16 protein-coding genes are annotated in these 16,637 nt (G+C 65.0%); 6 read left to right on the top strand and 10 right to left on the bottom strand.

Going from position 1 to position 16,637, the window contains the following annotated elements; translation table 11 throughout:
• Window positions 1-570, bottom strand: coding sequence for an NADPH-dependent FMN reductase (locus tag EN857_RS02480; protein WP_127393930.1), 570 nt, complete (start codon window positions 568-570; stop codon window positions 1-3).
• A gap of 202 nt (window positions 571-772) precedes the next feature.
• Here EN857_RS02480 and EN857_RS02475 point away from each other — a divergent pair, with 202 nt between their 5' ends.
• Window positions 773-2,146: a cytochrome P450 gene (locus EN857_RS02475; RefSeq protein WP_127393931.1), complete on the top strand. Its 1,374-nt coding sequence runs from the start codon at window positions 773-775 to the stop codon at window positions 2,144-2,146.
• 16 nt (window positions 2,147-2,162) lie between these two features.
• Here the strand turns inward: EN857_RS02475 and EN857_RS02470 are convergent, their stop codons facing one another.
• From EN857_RS02470 to EN857_RS02435, 8 genes are all read right to left on the bottom strand, one after another.
• A complete protein-coding gene (locus tag EN857_RS02470; RefSeq protein WP_128346088.1) occupies window positions 2,163-3,137 on the bottom strand; it encodes a complex I NDUFA9 subunit family protein in 975 nt (324 codons plus the stop codon).
• Between the two features lie 427 nt (window positions 3,138-3,564).
• Window positions 3,565-4,446: a nuclear transport factor 2 family protein gene (locus EN857_RS02465; RefSeq protein WP_127394033.1), complete on the bottom strand. Its 882-nt coding sequence runs from the start codon at window positions 4,444-4,446 to the stop codon at window positions 3,565-3,567.
• Between the two features lie 85 nt (window positions 4,447-4,531).
• A complete protein-coding gene (locus EN857_RS02460) occupies window positions 4,532-4,972 on the bottom strand; it encodes an Rrf2 family transcriptional regulator (protein ID WP_127286875.1) in 441 nt (146 codons plus the stop codon).
• A 97-nt stretch (window positions 4,973-5,069) separates the two neighbouring features.
• Entirely contained in the window at window positions 5,070-6,071 is a 1,002-nt protein-coding gene (locus tag EN857_RS02455; protein WP_127394034.1) for an Ldh family oxidoreductase, read from the bottom strand.
• Window positions 6,072-6,161: 90 nt separating this feature from the next.
• Window positions 6,162-6,971, bottom strand: coding sequence for an ABC transporter permease (locus EN857_RS02450; RefSeq protein ID WP_128346089.1), 810 nt, complete (start codon window positions 6,969-6,971; stop codon window positions 6,162-6,164).
• Window positions 6,971-7,636, bottom strand: a complete 666-nt coding sequence (locus EN857_RS02445) for an ABC transporter permease (protein WP_127286876.1) — start codon at window positions 7,634-7,636, stop codon at window positions 6,971-6,973. The genes EN857_RS02450 and EN857_RS02445 overlap by 1 nt, the downstream gene beginning before the upstream one ends.
• A gap of 210 nt (window positions 7,637-7,846) precedes the next feature.
• Window positions 7,847-8,641, bottom strand: coding sequence for a transporter substrate-binding domain-containing protein (locus EN857_RS02440; protein WP_127310146.1), 795 nt, complete (start codon window positions 8,639-8,641; stop codon window positions 7,847-7,849).
• Between the two features lie 54 nt (window positions 8,642-8,695).
• Window positions 8,696-9,511: an ABC transporter ATP-binding protein gene (locus tag EN857_RS02435; protein WP_127391255.1), complete on the bottom strand. Its 816-nt coding sequence runs from the start codon at window positions 9,509-9,511 to the stop codon at window positions 8,696-8,698.
• A gap of 211 nt (window positions 9,512-9,722) precedes the next feature.
• Between EN857_RS02435 and EN857_RS02430 the strand changes: the two genes are divergently transcribed.
• From EN857_RS02430 to EN857_RS02410, 5 genes are all read left to right on the top strand, one after another.
• Window positions 9,723-10,595: a dimethylarginine dimethylaminohydrolase family protein gene (locus EN857_RS02430; protein ID WP_127391256.1), complete on the top strand. Its 873-nt coding sequence runs from the start codon at window positions 9,723-9,725 to the stop codon at window positions 10,593-10,595.
• Entirely contained in the window at window positions 10,592-11,236 is a 645-nt protein-coding gene (locus EN857_RS02425; RefSeq protein ID WP_187331350.1) for a TetR family transcriptional regulator C-terminal domain-containing protein, read from the top strand. The genes EN857_RS02430 and EN857_RS02425 overlap by 4 nt, the downstream gene beginning before the upstream one ends.
• Window positions 11,233-12,813 (top strand): 5-guanidino-2-oxopentanoate decarboxylase, encoded by a 1,581-nt coding sequence (locus tag EN857_RS02420; protein WP_127391258.1) that lies wholly within the window; start codon window positions 11,233-11,235, stop codon window positions 12,811-12,813. The genes EN857_RS02425 and EN857_RS02420 overlap by 4 nt, the downstream gene beginning before the upstream one ends.
• A gap of 5 nt (window positions 12,814-12,818) precedes the next feature.
• On the top strand, window positions 12,819-13,766 hold the full coding sequence (locus EN857_RS02415; protein WP_127391259.1) for a capsular polysaccharide synthesis protein: 948 nt from the start codon (window positions 12,819-12,821) through the stop codon (window positions 13,764-13,766).
• Between the two features lie 105 nt (window positions 13,767-13,871).
• Complete coding sequence (locus EN857_RS02410; protein WP_127284420.1) at window positions 13,872-14,579, top strand: SDR family NAD(P)-dependent oxidoreductase; 708 nt, start codon at window positions 13,872-13,874, stop codon at window positions 14,577-14,579.
• Window positions 14,580-14,809: 230 nt separating this feature from the next.
• On the opposite strand, the gene rpsA is transcribed toward EN857_RS02410, so the two are convergent.
• On the bottom strand, window positions 14,810-16,507 hold the full coding sequence (gene rpsA / locus EN857_RS02405) for a 30S ribosomal protein S1 (protein ID WP_127284419.1): 1,698 nt from the start codon (window positions 16,505-16,507) through the stop codon (window positions 14,810-14,812).
• Between the last annotated feature and the right edge of the window lie 130 nt (window positions 16,508-16,637).

The raw sequence follows: 16,637 nt of genomic DNA, 5'->3' as shown, positions 1-16,637 counted from the left end.
TCAGCCGGCGCGCAGCGGCTTCAGCGCCTCGCTCCAGCGCAACAGCTCGTCCAGCATGGCCTTGGCGCCGCCCTGCACCTGCTCGCTCGGCCGGAAAGAGCCGTCGCTCTCGAGCAGCTTCTGGTAGAGCGGCAGGGCAACGCCCTCGGGAATCGGCATTACGCCCACCGATGTCAGCAGCGGCTTGACGGCTTGCGCCGCGCGCAGGCCGCCGGAGACGCCGCCATAGCTGAAGATGGCGGCGGGCTTGTACTTCCACTCGCGCGAGAGATAGTCGACCGCATTCACGATCGCCGGCGCAACGAAATAGTTGTACTCCGGCGCCACGAAGACAAAAGCGTCGGCGGCATCGATCGCCTTCGACCATGCCTTGGTGTGGTCCTTCTCGTATTTGGCAAGCCTCGGGTGGTGCGGCTCATCCAGTATCGGCAGGTCGAATGTGGCGATGTCGGTCAGCACCGGCTCGAACTTGCCATGCTCGCGCGCGAAGCCGTCCAGCCAATGGGCGAAGACCGGCCCGGCACGGCCGGGTCGCGTGCTGCCGATGATGATGTTCAGCCGGTGTTTCAAGTCGGGCTCCCGCGGCCAAGTATCTGTCGGTGACTGCCCCCTAAGGCATGCGGCGGCGGGCGGCAAGAAGCCGTGGCGAGCGGACGGTCACATTCCGGAGAGCGGACATTGCCGAGGCGAGGGCGATCACGGCCGGCCCTTCGGCCGCATGGACGCGGGGCGGGGCAGGCACTACATTCGAGGCGACAAGCGGAGCAAGCCGATGGACACCCAGCCCGCCCCCTTCGTGCCGCCGGCGCCGAAGCCGCGTACCTCGCCGCCCTCGACGCTGCAGATGATGCGCATCGTCTACCGCAATCCGCTCGAACTGTGGGGCGAGCCGACCTACAACGAACCCTGGATCTCGGTGAACGGCGTCGGCGGGCCGCTGGTCATCGCCAACGACCCCGGCCTCATCCGCCATGTGCTGGTCGACAATGCCCGCAACTACAAGATGGCGACGGTGCGCCAGATGATCCTGCGTCCGATCCTGCGCGACGGCCTGCTCACCGCCGAGGGCGAGGTGTGGAAGCGCTCGCGCAAGGCGATGGCGCCGGTGTTCACGCCGCGTCACATTTTCGGCTTCGCCCAGCCGATGCTGAAGCGCACGCTGGAGTTCGTCGCCCGCTACGAGGCGGGCGGCACCACCGACGTCGCCCATGACATGACGCTGCTCACCTTCGACATCCTCGCCGAGACGCTGTTTTCCGGCGAGATCGCCGGCGAGCCCGGCAGCTTCGCCAAGGAGATCGACCGCCTGTTCGAGACCATGGGCCGCGTCGATCCGCTCGACCTCTTGCGCGCTCCGCTTTGGCTGCCGCGCCTCACCCGGATCCGCGGCCGCAGGACCATGGCCTACTTCCGCGACATCGTCGCCGGCACCGTCAGGATGCGAGAGGAGCGATTGAAGCGCGACCCCGATCATGCGCCGCAGGATTTCCTGACGCTTCTGCTCAAGGCCGAGGGGCCGGACGGGCTGACCCGCGCCGAAGTCGAGGACAACATCATCACCTTCATCGGCGCCGGCCACGAGACGACGGCCCGCGCGCTCGGCTGGACACTCTATTGCCTGGCCGAGGCGCCCTGGGAGCGCGACAAGATCGAGCGCGAGATCGACGACGTGCTGGCGCGCGAGCCCGATCCGACGAAATGGCTGGACGCCATGCCGCTCACCCGCGCCGCCTTCGAGGAGGCGCTCAGGCTCTATCCACCGGCGCCGTCGATCAACCGCGAGCCGATCGAGCCGGAGACCTGGAACGACCTGCACATACCGAAATACGCCGCCGTGCTGGTGATGCCCTGGGTCGTCCATCGGCACCGCAAGCTGTGGGACAGGCCGGACGCCTTCATGCCGGAGCGCTTCCATCCCGGAAACCGCGACCGGATCGACCGCTTCCAGTATCTGCCGTTCGGCGCCGGCCCGCGCGTCTGCATCGGCGCCAGCTTCGCCATGCAGGAAGCGATCATCGCGCTAGCCATCCTGTTGTCGCGCTTCCGTTTCGACAGCACCGCCGAAACCAGGCCATGGCCGGTGCAGAAGCTGACGACGCAGCCGCAGGGCGGCCTGCCGATGCAGGTCACCGCGCGAGGCTCGTAGCCGTCTAGACTTGTGGTCAGGCCGCGGGTTTGCGCTGGAACTGGCCGGCGGCGCGGAAGCGCCAGAGATAACTCGGCAATATGGTGCCGATCGACTGCGGCTGGATGGCAAGGCCCGCAAGCGTCCTGTTTTCCCTAGCGGCCTGGTCGGACACGATGTTGTGCTCGCGAAGCTGCAGCACCTGGTCTTTGGTGAGCAGCGGGTTGGGCAGCAGGCCGAGGATCGAGGCCTGCAGGTTCGCCACCCACCACGGCACCGGCGCCAGGATCCGCCTGCGGTCGATCACGGTGAGCAGTTCTTCCATGCACTGCTTGAAGGTGAGCACCTGCGGCCCGCCGAGTTCATAGACGCGGCCGCCCTCGACCTTGCCGTCAACGGAGCGCGCGATGGCTTCGGCGACATCGCCGACATAGACCGGCTGGAACTTGGTCTGGCCGCCGCCGAGCAGCGGCAGCACCGGCGAGTAGCGCGCCATGTTGGCGAAACGGTTGAAGAAGCTGTCCTCCGGGCCGAAATTGATCGAGGGCCGGAAGATCACGGCGTCGCTGATCGTCTCCAGTACCGCCTTCTCGCCGAGCGCCTTGGTGCGCGCGTAGACGGATGCCGAATTGAGGTCGGCGCCCAGCGCCGAGATATGGGTGAGGCCGGCGCCGACCGAGCGCGCGGCCTCGGCCACGGCGCGGGCGCCGAATTCGTGCACGGCGCCGAATTTCTGCCGTCCGCTCTCATGCAGTATGGCGACAAGGTTGACGACATGGTCGGCGTCCTGCGCGGCGCGGTCGATCGACCAGCGCACCCGCACATTGGCCTGCACCGGCTGGATCTGGCCGACATTGCCGAGCGGCTGCAGATGGCCGGCCAGGTCGGGACGGCGGCACGCCACCCGGATGCGATAGCCGCGCTTGGCCAGCGCCCGCACGACATGACGGCCGACAAAGCCGGAGCCGCCGAAGACGACGACGAGCTTTGGGATCTGCAGGATTTCGGTCATGGCTGGCTCCGGCGCGCTTTCCCGAGGGTATTGGGCCCAGATACTGGGGCTGGCTGAAGCCGTTTCATAGTCGGTTTCGCGCCAAAGGCAAAGGCCAGGCGGAGCCAATCACGAGCTTGTTTCGGCCCTCGTCAGAACGCCCTGCCGATGCGCGCGTCGACCGATTGGCCGTTGCCGCCGCGAATGACGAAGAAGCGTCAGGCCCGAAACGCAGAAAACCCCGCCGAAGCGGGGTTTTCCGGGTGACGAACGCGCCGAAACAGGGTCTGACGAGACGGCCTGACCTGAGACGGCATCAAGTTTGGCGTGAAGCAAACACGCCCCGCCTCAGCCCTGGACACATTCGATTGTATGCCACCGGCCGGGCATCCACCCCGGCATGCATGGGTCGTGGCGTCGGGCAAAAAGGTTCAACTGCTAGGCGATCTCAGAATTTGCCGTTGCCATTCTTCCATTCAGCCTTCGGCGGGATCGCCTCGATCGTGTCCCAATGCTCAGCGATCTTGCCATTCTCGACGCGGAACAGGTCGTAGTAGGAAGTCGGCTTTCCGCCGAGAGAGCCTTCGCTCACGACCAGGACGAAATTGCCTTCTCCAAGCACCTTGTGGATGCGATCGTATTTGATTGCAATTCCGGCTTTCGCCAAGGCCGCGAACCCCGCGGCAAGCCCCGAAAGGCCGTCGGCGATCTGCGGATTATGTTGGCGGTAGCTTTCGCCGTTGCCATCGAAATAGCCGGCAAGCCTGTCCATGCGGCCATTGACAAGAATGTCATAGGCGAATGCGTTGACGAGCGCCTTGTTGGCTTCGGTTTTGTCGAGATCCTTCAATTCGGTCGGCCCGTCGATCATCGTACGGCCGCTCGGATTGGGACCGGCGGTCTCCTGCAAATTGTCCCAATGCTCGACGATCCTGCCGTTCTCGAAGCGGAAGATGTCGAAGCCGATCTTCGGACCGAAAAAGTCGTACGCGGTGTGGGCAAAGACCAGATCGCCGTCCTGAAACACACGTACCGTGTTCACTTTCGCCGAGCCCGGAGGCAGCGCCGCAAGCAGGGCGCCGAAGCCAACAAGGCCGTCGGCCGCGCCGAGATTGTGCTGGATGTACTTGTCGGGATTGATCACGCCGACCGGCTCGGCGGCCGCGGTTTCAATGGCTTTGAGCAGGTCCACGACCTGCTTCTTCTGAATCGACATAGCGGTCTCCGTTTGAGCAAGGGCGATGTTTGCGGGTATGACGGCCGAAAGCGTGGCAAGGGCGGTGATGCCGAGCGCCAGGGCGGCCATGTGTCGGCGAGCTAAGGGAGTCATATATGTATCCAATTTAGTTGCACATTTATGTGACTAATATGGATACATATTGGCGTCAAGCCGATTTCTCAGCGTGACGGCCGGGTCAGGGCAGCGCTGTGAGGCGCTCTTCTGCGTTCAGGGAAACATCGCTGGCCATCGCGGCGATCGTGGTTTTGGCCAGTTCGGCATCGATTGCCGAGCGGACCCTCGCGATTCTTAGTCCGAGCGTCCTTTTGATGTTTCTGCCGACAGGACACATCGGGTTCGGCGCCTCATGCATGGCAAACACTTCCTGCGCCGCATCCATTGCGCGCCAGACATCGAGAAGTGTGATGGAACTCGCCGGTCGGGCAAGCAGCGCCCCGCCGCCGGACCCCATCTGCGATGTTGTCAGTCCCGCCTTGGCCAACTGCGACAGAAGCCGACGGATCAGGGTTGGGTTGGTGTTGACGCTGGACGCGATCAATTCCGACGTAGCCGGCGCGCCGGCCTGGCTCTCAAGGAACGTCAAAATATGGACGGCAACGGCAAAGCGGGTATTCATGGAAACAGTCTTTTCTGTCTGTGCTTATGTTAGGCACAGACCGAAGCCGCTGCAAGGGTGCCTATCGCCGGCAGGCCTAGGCCGTTTGATGACTTGCTCAAGCCGAATAGCGCTCGGCGAATTCGGAGATGCGCTGGATCACCGCCTTGGGCGCATTGATGCCGCGCGCCACGGCCTTCTCCGCCGCGTCCGCGCGGGCGCGTCCCGGCACATGCACGCCATAGCGGCGGCGCAGGCGGTCGAGCTGGTCACGCATGCGCTGCTCGAAATCGGGGTCGAGCAGCTTGGGCTCGACGGCGAGCACGAACAGGCCCGTTCCCGGGCTGTCCGGGCCGCCGGTGAACCAGGGCGCGTCGAGCGACCAGTTGGCACCGGAAAGGCCCGCTGCCAAGACTTCGACCATCAGCGCGATGTTGGCGCCGCGCTGGCCGCCGAAGGCAAGCATGGCGCCTTTCATGGCGGCCGCCGGGTCTGTGGTCGGGTTGCCAGTGGCGTCCAGCGCCCAGCCTTCGGGGATTTTCCTGCCCTCCTCGGCCGCCTTGCGGATGTTGACGAAGGCGGTGGCGCTTGACGACTGGTCGATGACGAGCGGCGATCCGTCGGCGGACGGAGCGGCAAACGACATCGGATTGGTGCAGTAGACCGGCTTCACCGAGCCGGAGCCGGCCAGCACCGCCGGCCCGTTGGTGGCGGCGAAAGACACCAGCCCCTGTGCCGCCAGCCGCCCGGTGAAGTAGCCGAGCGCGCCGCAGGTATAGGCGTTCTTCTGCGAAAAGATGGCGACGCCGAACAGTTTTGCCGCCTTGGCGAGGTCCTCGATCGTACGGTCGAAGCCGGTGTGGGCGAGGCCGCCGCGTGCGTCGGAAAGATAGACCGCGAGCGCCGGCCTGGTGATGACCGGATCGGCATTGCCGTCGATACGACCGGCTTCGATCGCTTCGAGATAATCGATGAAATGCGACAGCCCGACAGCGACAAGCCCTTCCGCCTCGGCCGCGACGATCGAGGCGGCGAGCGACTGTGCGTTTTCCTCATTGGCGCCGGCGCCGAGCGCCGCCATCCGGCACAGTCCTGTTGCCTGGTCGAGACTGAGTTGCATTGCAGTGCCTTTAGTGAGTAGCGAGTAGGGATTAGTGAGTAGTGGAAGCGAGCGCCTGCGTCCTACTCCCTAATGACTACCCACTAATGCCTACCCGATCTTGACCGGAATCCGCGCCTCGATCCGGCTGAAGGCGAAGACGAGAATGCCGGTGATCGCCATATAGATCAACGCCAGCAGCAGCAAGGGTTCATAGGTGAGGTAGGTATCCTGCCGCACCTTGGACGAGACGGCGAAGATGTCGATGACGCTGATCGTCGCCACCAGCGGCGTCGACTTCAACTGCAGCACCGTTTCGCCGGTCAGCGTCGGCAGCGCCCTGTAGAAGGCCTGCGGCAGCCAGATGCGGCGGAAGATCTTCCAGCGGCTCATGCCGAAGGCGCGTGCCGCTTCCAGTTGCCCCTTCGGCACGCCGGCGAAGGCGCCGCGCATGACCTCGCCCTCATAGCCGGCGAAGGACAAGGTCAGCGCCAACACGCCATAGGGCCAAGCCTGCCTGAGATAGGGCCACATCCAGGAGTCGCGAATCCATGGATATTGCGGAAACAGCGAACCGAGGCCGTAGTAGAGCAGCCAGAGCTGCAGCAGCAGCGGCGTGCCCCGGATGATGGTGCAGAACACCTTGGCCGGCATGGCGAACCAGAACGGGCCGCCGGCCTGCGCCAGGCCGAGCGGCACCGCCAGCAGGAAGCCCAGCGTGCAGGTGACGGCCAGGATCCACAGCCCCCGCCAGATGCCGATGAGACCCATTTCCCAATATTGCGGCAGCCAGTCCCAGCGCATGAAGAAGGCGGCACCGAGGACCAGGCCCAGCGCGATCAGGATCAGCACAACGCGATGCGGCTGCAGCCACAGCGAGGCGCGCGCCACGGCGTTGATGACGACGGCTTCGTTGGCCATCAGCGCGCCTCCTTGACCGAAGGCATGCCACGCCGCGCCCACGCCTCGACTCGGCCGATGATCAAGTTGGAGAACAGCGACAGCATTAGGTAGAGAGCGCCCGCCGCGACATAGAAGGTGAGATAGGCCTTGGTGACGCCCGCGGCCTGCCGCGTGGCAAGCGTCAGCTCGAAGAAGCCGACGACCGCCAGCAGCGCCGTGTCCTTGGTGGCGATCAGCCACAGATTGGCAAGGCCGGGAATGGCGAACGGCAGCATCGCCGGCAGCGTTATGCGTCGCAAAAGCAGGCTTGGCGGCATGCCATATGCGCGGGCGGCTTCGATTTGACCCTGCGGGATAGACAGGATGGCGCCGCGGATGACCTCGGTCGAATAGGCGCCCTGCACGAAGCCGAGCACAAAAATGCCGGCCGCAAGGCCGCTGATGTCGACGCGCTGATAGCCCATCGCCGTCAGCACCTGGTTGATCAGGTCCGTGCCGGCATAATAGAGCAGCAGGATCAGCACCAGTTCCGGCACGGCGCGCACCACCGTCGTATAAACGGCGAGCAGATCGCGCACCACCGGACCGCCATAGAGCTTGCCATAGGCGCCGCCGGTGCCGATCAGAAGCCCGAGGCAGGTGGCGCCGACCGCGATCTCGATCGAATGCAGCAGCCCGACCAACAGAGTTCCGCCCCAGCCCGGCGGCACGGGTGAGAGGAGTTCCATGATGCCGGCCGCCGAGGCCGGAAGAAATGCGTCGATCAGCTTCGCCCCCGGATTGCTGGAGCCAGGACCGCCCGGTGGATACACCTGCGGAAAGCCTGCATGGACAGGTTGCGGCGAACCCACGCGGCGCGCAAAGGCGCCGCGTGGTCATTCGCTCATCAGCGGTCAGTTCGACTGCGCAGGGCCGCCGTAGATGTCGAAATCGAAGTACTTCTTCGTGATCTCGTCATACTTGCCGTTGGCGCGGATCGCCTTGATGCCGTCGTTGATCTTTGCCTTCAGGTCGGTGTCTTCCTTGCGCACGCCGGCGCCGATGCCCGGCCCCAGCACTTCGTCGTCCGGAGCCACCATGCCCTTCAGGTCGCAGCAGGCCTTGCCCTGGTCCGACTTGAGGTATTCGACAAGCGCGATCGAATCGGCCTGCACCGCATCGAGGCGACCGGCGGCGAGATCCTGGTTGGCTTCGTCCTGGGTCTGGTATTCCTTGATTTCCTGCGCCTCGGTGAAGTGCTTCTTAGCGTACACCGCGTGTGTGGTCGACACTTGGACGCCGATCACCTTGCCCTTGAGGTCGTCCGGCGTGGCGCCGAATTTCTTGTCCTTCGGGCCGATGATCGCCGGCAGCGTGTTATAGTACTTGTCCGAGAAGTCGATCGTCTTCTTGCGTTCGTCGGTGATCGACATCGAGGAGACGATCAGGTCGATCTTCTTGGTGGTCAGCGCCGGAATGATGCCGTCCCAGGCGACAGGCGTGATCACGCAATCAAGTTTCTCCTCGGCGCAGACGGCGTCGATGAAATCGATCTCCCAGCCGACCCATTTGCCCGACGCATCCGGCGAGGTGAAAGGCGGATAGGGCTCGGCGGCGACGCCGATCTTGACCGGATCGGCCTTGGCCACGCCCATCGCGGCGACGCCGAGAAGCAGTGCCGCGGCAAATGCTCTCAGAACAGTTTTCATTTCAGGACTCCCATTTTGTTGTGTTCCCGGTTTTCGCCCCGCTTCACGCCAGCACTAGCCGACGTTGCGGAGGAATTGCTTGAGCCTTTCGGATTTGGGCGCGCCGAACAGCTGTTCCGGCGGTCCTTCCTCCTCGACCAGCCCGTTGTAGAGATAGACGACATGCGTCGCGACCTCGCGGGCAAACTTCATTTCGTGGGTGACCAGCACCATGGTACGGCCTTCGCGGGCCAGGTCGCCGATCACCTTCAGCACCTCGCCGACCAGTTCCGGGTCGAGCGCCGAGGTCGGCTCGTCGAACAGCATGACGCGCGGATTGATCGCCAGCGCCCGGGCGATCGCTGCGCGCTGCTGCTGGCCGCCCGACAGATAGGCAGGATAGACGTCGCGCTTCTCGGCCAGCCCGACGCGGGCGAGCAGCTTCTCGGCCTGGGCGAACGCCTCGTCGCGCTTGACGCCCAGCACATGCACCGGAACCTCGATGACGTTCTCGATCAGCGTCATGTGGCTCCACAGGTTGAAGTTCTGGAACACCATGCCCAGCCTGGAGCGAATGCGCTCGATCTGCTTGCGGTCGGCGGGAACCGTGTGGCCGTGGCTGTCGGCCTTCAGCTTGATCTCCTCGCCATTGACGCGGATGATGCCGCTGGTCGGGTTCTCCAGGCAGTTGATGCAGCGCAAGAGCGTCGACTTGCCCGAGCCCGAGCCGCCGATGATGGCGATCACCTCGCCGTCGCGCGCCGACAGCGACACGCCCTTCAGCACATGCAGCTGGCCGAATTTCTTGTGCAGGTTTTCGACATGGATGGCTTCCGCGGCGCCGCTCTGCGCCTCGCCGGATCGCACTGCGGCAGCTTCCACCGCGCTCACCAGGTGGCCTCTGCAGGGGCTACGGCAGGTCGTCGAACGTCCATCCGGCTAATCAACATACGCTGCACTGTCCCGCTCCAGACTTCAGCATGGACCCAACAGCGCGAGCCCGTCAATCCCGCTCATTACGGCACTTGCGGCCTTGTTGCGCAAGTGTATAAATAGCCTTTCATGAAATTTTCTCGGTTTTTTTCATCTTAGAAGGGCATCGATGAGCGCTTTCGGATCACAGTCCATGGCGGCGCCGCTGCGGCGCGTGCTGATGCGGTCGGCGGCCAACGCCATGCGTGACGCCAACAGGGCTGCCTGGCACTATGGCGCGGGCTTCAACCCGGCGAAAGCGGCCTTGCAGCACGCGGTCCTTGCTGAACTTGTGGCAGCTTCCGGCGCCGAAATCGAATGGATAGAGGACAAGCCCGACGGCCTGTCGGATTCGGTGTTCACCCACGACCCGTCGCTGATGACCGACCGCGGCGCGCTGATCCTGTCCATGGGCAAGTCATTGCGCGCCAGCGAGCCCTCTTTGCATGAGGAAACCTACAGGAGACTGGGCATTCCGATCCTGGGCCGCGTCGAGGCCCCTGGCCAGGTCGAAGGCGGTGATTGCGTATGGGTGGACAGCCGCACGCTGGCGATCGGGCGCGGTGTGCGCTCCAACCAGGAAGGCATCCAGCAGGTTTCAAACCTGCTGACGCCGCTTGGCATTTCCGTCTACGGTTTTGATCTGCCGCTGTGGCAGGGCGAAGAGGCTTGCCTGCATCTGATGTCGGTGATCAGCCCGCTGGCCGACGACCTCGCACTGGTCTATTCACCGCTTTTGCCGGCCCCGTTCTATCAGATGCTGAAGGCGCGAGGCATCCGGCTGGTCGAAGGCGACGCCGAAGAGTTCGCCGCGTCCAACGGCCTCAGCCTGAACGTGCTGCCCACCAGTCCGCTCAAAGTCATTGCCGTTGCCGGCTTTCCCAAGACCAAGGCCGCGATGGAAGCCGCCGGCTGCACGGTAGAGATCTTCGAGGCGGACGCGCTCTGCATCGCTTGCGAAGGCGGGCCGACATGCCTGACGCGGCCGATCCTGCGCCAATGAATGCGCCATCCCGCCGCAAGTTCCGTCGCGAAGGCGAGGACCGGCGGCGGCAGGATTTGATCGAAGCGACCCTGGACAGCGTGGCGGAATATGGCCTGCAGGGCGCCACCTTGCGCACCATCGCGCTGCGGGCCGGCGTCACTGCCGGGCTGATCCGGCATTATTTTCCCGGCAAGGAAGAATTGCTGCAGGCGGCATATGCGGCGCTGGTCGGCCGCATGACCGAGCAGGCCAAAGCAGCATTGGTCATGGAAGGTGCCTCGCCGCGCCGGCGTCTTGCGGCTTTCGTCACCGCCAACCTCAGCACGCCGATCATCGACGCGCGGGTGTTTTCGCTCTGGGCAACGTTCATCGGCCGCGCCAATGCGGATCCGACCTTGGCCCATGCCCACCGCGAGGGCTATCTTGGCTTTCGCAACGAGGTGGAAGCGGTTGTGGCCGAGGTGCTCGCTGCAGAACAGCGCAAACCGGACGCAAGCCAGCTGCGCCGCCATGCCATCGCGATCAACGCGCTCATCGACGGGCTCTGGATCGAAGGCTGCCTGGCCGGCGAGATTTTCGCGCCCGGCGAATTGGCGGCGATTGGCATCAGGGCTGTCGAGGCCGAACTCGGCCTTGCGCCGGAAAGAGGAGAACAATGACCACCATCGGCGAAGCGCTCATAACACTGCTCGAGGCGCATGGCGTCGACACGGTCTTCGGCATTCCCGGGGTCCACACCGTCGAGCTCTATCGCGGCCTCGCGCGTTCGCGGATCCGCCATGTCACGCCGCGCCACGAGCAGGGCGCCGGCTTCATGGCCGACGGCTATGCCCGCGCCAGCGGCCGGCCGGGCGTCGCCTTCGTCATCACCGGCCCGGGTCTGACCAACACCATCACCGCCATGGGCCAGGCGCGCGCCGATTCGGTGCCGATGCTGGTGATCTCGGGCGTCAATGCCACCGACACGCTTGGCAAGGGCCTCGGCTTCCTGCACGAACTGCCCGACCAGCGCGGCATGATGGAGAAGGTGGCGCTGTTCTCGCACCGGATCACCGAGGCCGAGGAGCTTCCTGGCGTGCTGGCGCGCGCCTTCGCGCTGTTCTCGTCATCTCGTCCCGGTCCGGTCCATATCGAGATCCCGACCAACGTCATGGTCAAGCCCGGCAATGGCATCGTCGCCTCGCTCAGCAATGCGCCGCCGCCGTCGCCCGATGCGGCGGCGATCGAGCAGGCAGCAGGGCTCTGCAAGGCCGCAAGCCGTCCGCTGATCCTGGCCGGCGGCGGCGCCAAATGGGCCGAGGCGCCGTTGCGGCTGCTGGCCGAGAGGCTCGGCGCCCCGGTCGTCGAGACGACCAACGCACGCGGCCTGCTGCACGGCCACGCGCTGTGCGTGCCGGCGAGCCCCAGCCTCAAGCCGGTGCGCGCGCTGATGGCGGACGCCGACCTGGTCATTGCCGCCGGCACCGAGTTCGGCCCGACCGACTATGACGGCTATGGCGATGGCGGCTTTGTCCTGCCCGCCAATCTGATCCGCATCGACATCGGCGCCGACCAGATCGTGCGCCGCCCGGTGACGGTTGGGATTCAGGCCGACTGCGCCGAGGCTCTTCGTGCCCTGCTGGGCGAGCTCGGTACCGCTCATGTCGCCGCAAAGGACGGCGATGCCCGAGCGGCTGCCGTGCGAAAGGCCGCGCTCGCCGAACTGAGCCCGGCCCTGACCGGCCAGATGCACGCCGTGGAGACGATCCGCGACACCTTGCCCGGCGCGATCATCGTCGGCGACTCGACGCAGCCGATCTATGCCGCCAACCTCTATTACGACCATGACCGGCCGGGCGGCTGGTTCAACGCCGCGACCGGCTTCGGCGCGCTGGGCTACGGGCCGGGGGCGGCGATCGGCGCGGCGCTCGCCGTGCCCGAGGCCTCCATCGTCTGCTTGACCGGCGACGGCGGCTTCCAGTTCACCCTGCCGGAACTCGGCGCGGCGCTCGATGCCGATGCGCCTGTCATCTTCGTCGTCTGGAACAATCGCGGCTATCGCGAGATTGAGACCTCGATGCTCGACGTCGGCGTCGAGCCGGTCGGCGTGTCTCCCGCGCCGCCGGATTTCTGCAAACTGGCCGAGGCCTATGGCATCGTCGCCGAGCGGCTTGCCGGCACGGAAGGCCTGGCGGATGCGCTAAGGCGCGCCCGCGCGGCAGGCAAGCCACGGGTCATCGAAGTCACGGTGGATTGAGCGCCATGATGTCAGGCGATGGCCCGGCGGGCTCGTTCTTCAGCGAGGCAGTGCCGTTCCGCGACCCGCTCAGGCTTCCCTATCTTGCGCCGCTGCGCCTGGCAGCGTCTTCGCGCCTCTTGCCCTGGCCGCTGCGCAAGCGCGCCGCCAAGCTGTGCATGACCTGGTCCCGCAAGCGGCTGCATCGGGTGCGGCACATCGCCGTCGATCATTCGCGGTGGTGCTCCTCCGGCGCGCCTGGCGATCTTGGTCCGATCTGGCAATACTGGGCGCAAGGCGTCGAGGCGGCGCCGCTGGTGGTCAAGGCATGCCTGCGCTCGGTCGCCCGCCACAGGGGCGAGCGCCAGCTCGTCATCCTCGACGACAGGACCGTCGAGGACCATGTCGACCTGCCCGGCCATATCTGGGACAAGCGGCGGCGTGGGCTGATGAACAGCCAGCATTTTTCCAACTTCATCCGATTGGATCTGCTTGCCCGGCATGGCGGGACATGGCTCGATGCCACGATCCTGCTGCGGCAGCCTGTGCCGCCGGAGATCGAGCGCGAGGATTTCTACATCCTGCGCGAGACCGGTCGCCATCCCCGGCTCGTGGAGACCTGGTTCATTCACGCCCGCAAGGGGCACCCGTTGGTCGAGACCGTTCTTTGCGGCCTGGCCGACTACTGGAAGGCCCATGACGGGCTCCATGACTACTTCATGTTCCCCTACCATTTCGAGGCTGCGCTTCTCCTGCATCGGCGGCTTCGGCGTGAGTTCCTGGCCAGGCCGCAGGTCGGCGCCGTCCGGCCGCACGAGCTGCAATGGCTGCTCTTCGAGCCGCTCGACGAGGCGGCGCATCGCGCGGTCCATGATCGTTTCTGGCTGCACAAGCTGACGCACAAGGCCGAGCGTCCGCCGACCGAGAAACGCCTGCTCTGGGATGCGATCCTCGACGGTTGGCCGGCGAACTGAAACGGTGAATTAGCGTCAACGAAATTTCAGTTGAGTGACGGCGCGAAAGGCGCGAGGTTCGGCGCCGGCGTGGCGCAAGCGTGAAATGGACTGGAGCAGTCGAATATGACGGAAACACTGGACGGCAGGCATATCGTGGTGACCGGCGGCACGGGGGCGCTGGGTGGCGCGGTTGTCGGCAAGCTCCTGGAGCAGGGCGCGGTCTGCCATGTCCCCAACGCCCATGCCGCGGCGCCGCCGCACTTTCCGTTCGCCGCCCATGATCGCGTCAGGCTGGCGCACAATGTCGACCTGTCGGATTCGACCAAGGTCGAGGCGTTCTACAACCAGGTGACGGACCTGTGGGGATCGATTCACCTCGCCGGCGGCTTTGCCATGGCGCCGGTGGAGAAGATCGAATCGGCCTCCTTCGCCGAGATGATGGACACCAACGCCCGCACCACCTTTCTCTGTTGCCGTGCCGCGATCCGCTCGATGCTGACTTCGGGCACGGCCGGGCGCATCGTCAACGTCACGGCGCGAGCCGGGCTCGATCCGCGGCGCGGTTCGGGCATGGTCGCCTATGCCGCCAGCAAGGCGGCGGTCGCGGCGATGACGGTGGCGATGGCCGAGGAGCTGAAGCACAAGGGCATACTGGTCAACGCAGTGGCGCCTTCGACGCTCGATACGCCGGCCAACCGTGCCGACATGCCGGACGCCGATTTCACCAAATGGGTGAGCCTCGAAGCCGCCGCCGAGGCGATCGCCTATCTCGCCTCGCCCACCAATATGGCCATGAGCGGCACGCTGGTGCCGCTCTACGGCAGGGCCTAGAGCTGTTCATCGTTTCATTGAAACGCTGAACCGCCGTATCTCTTTGTTTTGACGCAATTCCGGACGGAAAACCGTTTCACACTTTTCCTGGCATTGCTCTGATATCGGTCGGTCGAGCGGCCAAAAGAAAAACCCCGCCGGATCGCTCCGGCGGGGTTTTTGTTTGGCTTGGGCGAAGAGGCTCAAGCAATTCCGGACGGAAAACCGCTGCGCGGTTTTCCTGGAATGCTTCAGTTGCCCTGCTTCTTCAGCGCCGCGCCCAGGATATCGCCCAGCGAGGCGCCGGAGTCGGTCGAGCCGTACTGGGCGACCGCTTCCTTCTCCTCGGCGATTTCCAGCGCCTTGATCGAGACCTGCAGCTTGCGGGTCTTCTTGTCGAAGGCGATGACGCGGGCGTCGACCTTCTGGCCGACGGTGAAGCGCTCGGGGCGCTGCTCGTCGCGGTCGCGGCTGAGATCGGAGCGCTTGATGAAGGTCTCGATGCCGCTGTCGACCAGCCGCACTTCCAGACCGCCATCCTTGACGCCGATGACCTCGCAGGTGACGACGGCGTTCTTGCGCAGTTCGCCCGAAGTCGCCGCTTCACCGACCGTGTCACGGGCCAGCTGCTTGATGCCGAGCGAGATGCGCTCCTTCTCGATGTCGACGTCGAGCACCTGCGCCTTGACCACGTCGCCGCGATTGTACTCCTCGATCACCTGCTCGCCCGGACGGGTCCAGTCGAGGTCGGAGAGGTGGACCATGCCGTCCACGTCGCCTTCCAGGCCGATGAACAGGCCGAACTCGGTCTTGTTCTTGACCTCGCCCTCGACCTGGCTGCCGACCGGATGGGTGCGCGCGAAGGCCTCCCACGGGTTCTCCAGCGTCTGCTTGAGGCCGAGCGAGATGCGGCGCTTGGCCGGATCGACCTCGAGCACCACCACGTCGACTTCCTGGGTCGTCGACAGGATCTTGCCGGGGTGCACGTTCTTCTTCGTCCACGACATTTCCGAAACGTGGATGAGGCCCTCGATGCCCGGCTCCAGCTCGACGAACGCGCCGTAGTCGGTGATGTTGGTGACGGTGCCCTTGATCTTCTTGCCGATCGGGAACTTGGTGCCGATCTCCGACCACGGATCGCTCTCGAGCTGCTTCATGCCGAGCGAGATGCGGTGGGTTTCCTGGTTGATGCGGATGATCTGCACCTTAACCGTCTGGCCGATGTTGAGGATCTCGGTCGGATGGTTGACGCGGCGCCATGCCATGTCGGTGACATGCAGCAGGCCGTCGATGCCGCCGAGGTCGACGAACGCACCGTAGTCGGTGATGTTCTTGACCACGCCTTCGACCACCTGGCCCTCTTCGAGGTTCTGCACGATTTCCGAACGCTGTTCGGCGCGGCTCTCCTCGAGCACGGTGCGGCGCGACACCACGATGTTGCCGCGGCGGCGATCCATCTTGAGGATCTCGAAGGGCTGCGGGTTGTGCATCAGCGGCGAGACGTCGCGGATCGGACGGATATCGACCTGGCTGCGCGGCAGGAACGCCACGGCGCCGTCGAGGTCGACGGTGAAGCCGCCCTTGACCTGGTTGAAGATGACGCCTTCGACGCGCTCACCCTTGGTGAACTTCTCCTCGAGGCGCACCCAGCTCTCCTCGCGGCGAGCCTTCTCGCGCGACAGCATGGCTTCGCCAAGCGCGTTCTCGATGCGCTCGACATAGACTTCGACGGTGTCGCCGACCTTGAGGGACGACTCCTTGCCCTTGGCGCCGAATTCCTTCAGCGGCACGCGGCCTTCGACCTTGAGGCCGACGTCGATGATGGCCATGTCCTTTTCGATCGCGGTGATCGTGCCCCGGACAACCTGGCCCTCGCCGGAATGGCCGGCGGTGAATGATTCTTCGAGCATGCTCGCGAAATCGTCGCGAGACGGATTAGCAGCTGACATTGTTTCTCCTGAAGTGCCCCGCATATCGAGCGGGACGGGCGCCGTGGGTTAGCGTTGCGTGAGCCTGCCGGCGTTCCGGGCTGAAGAGCCCTTGGCCGCTCAAAGCGGCAAGTCCGGCGCATGAAGAATG

It is taken from the genome of Mesorhizobium sp. M4B.F.Ca.ET.214.01.1.1, from assembly GCF_004791545.1.
GTDB classification, from domain to species: domain Bacteria; phylum Pseudomonadota; class Alphaproteobacteria; order Rhizobiales; family Rhizobiaceae; genus Mesorhizobium; species Mesorhizobium abyssinicae.
The sequence above is the reverse complement of the archived record's forward strand: the minus strand, read 5'-3'. Positions and strand labels throughout refer to the sequence as shown.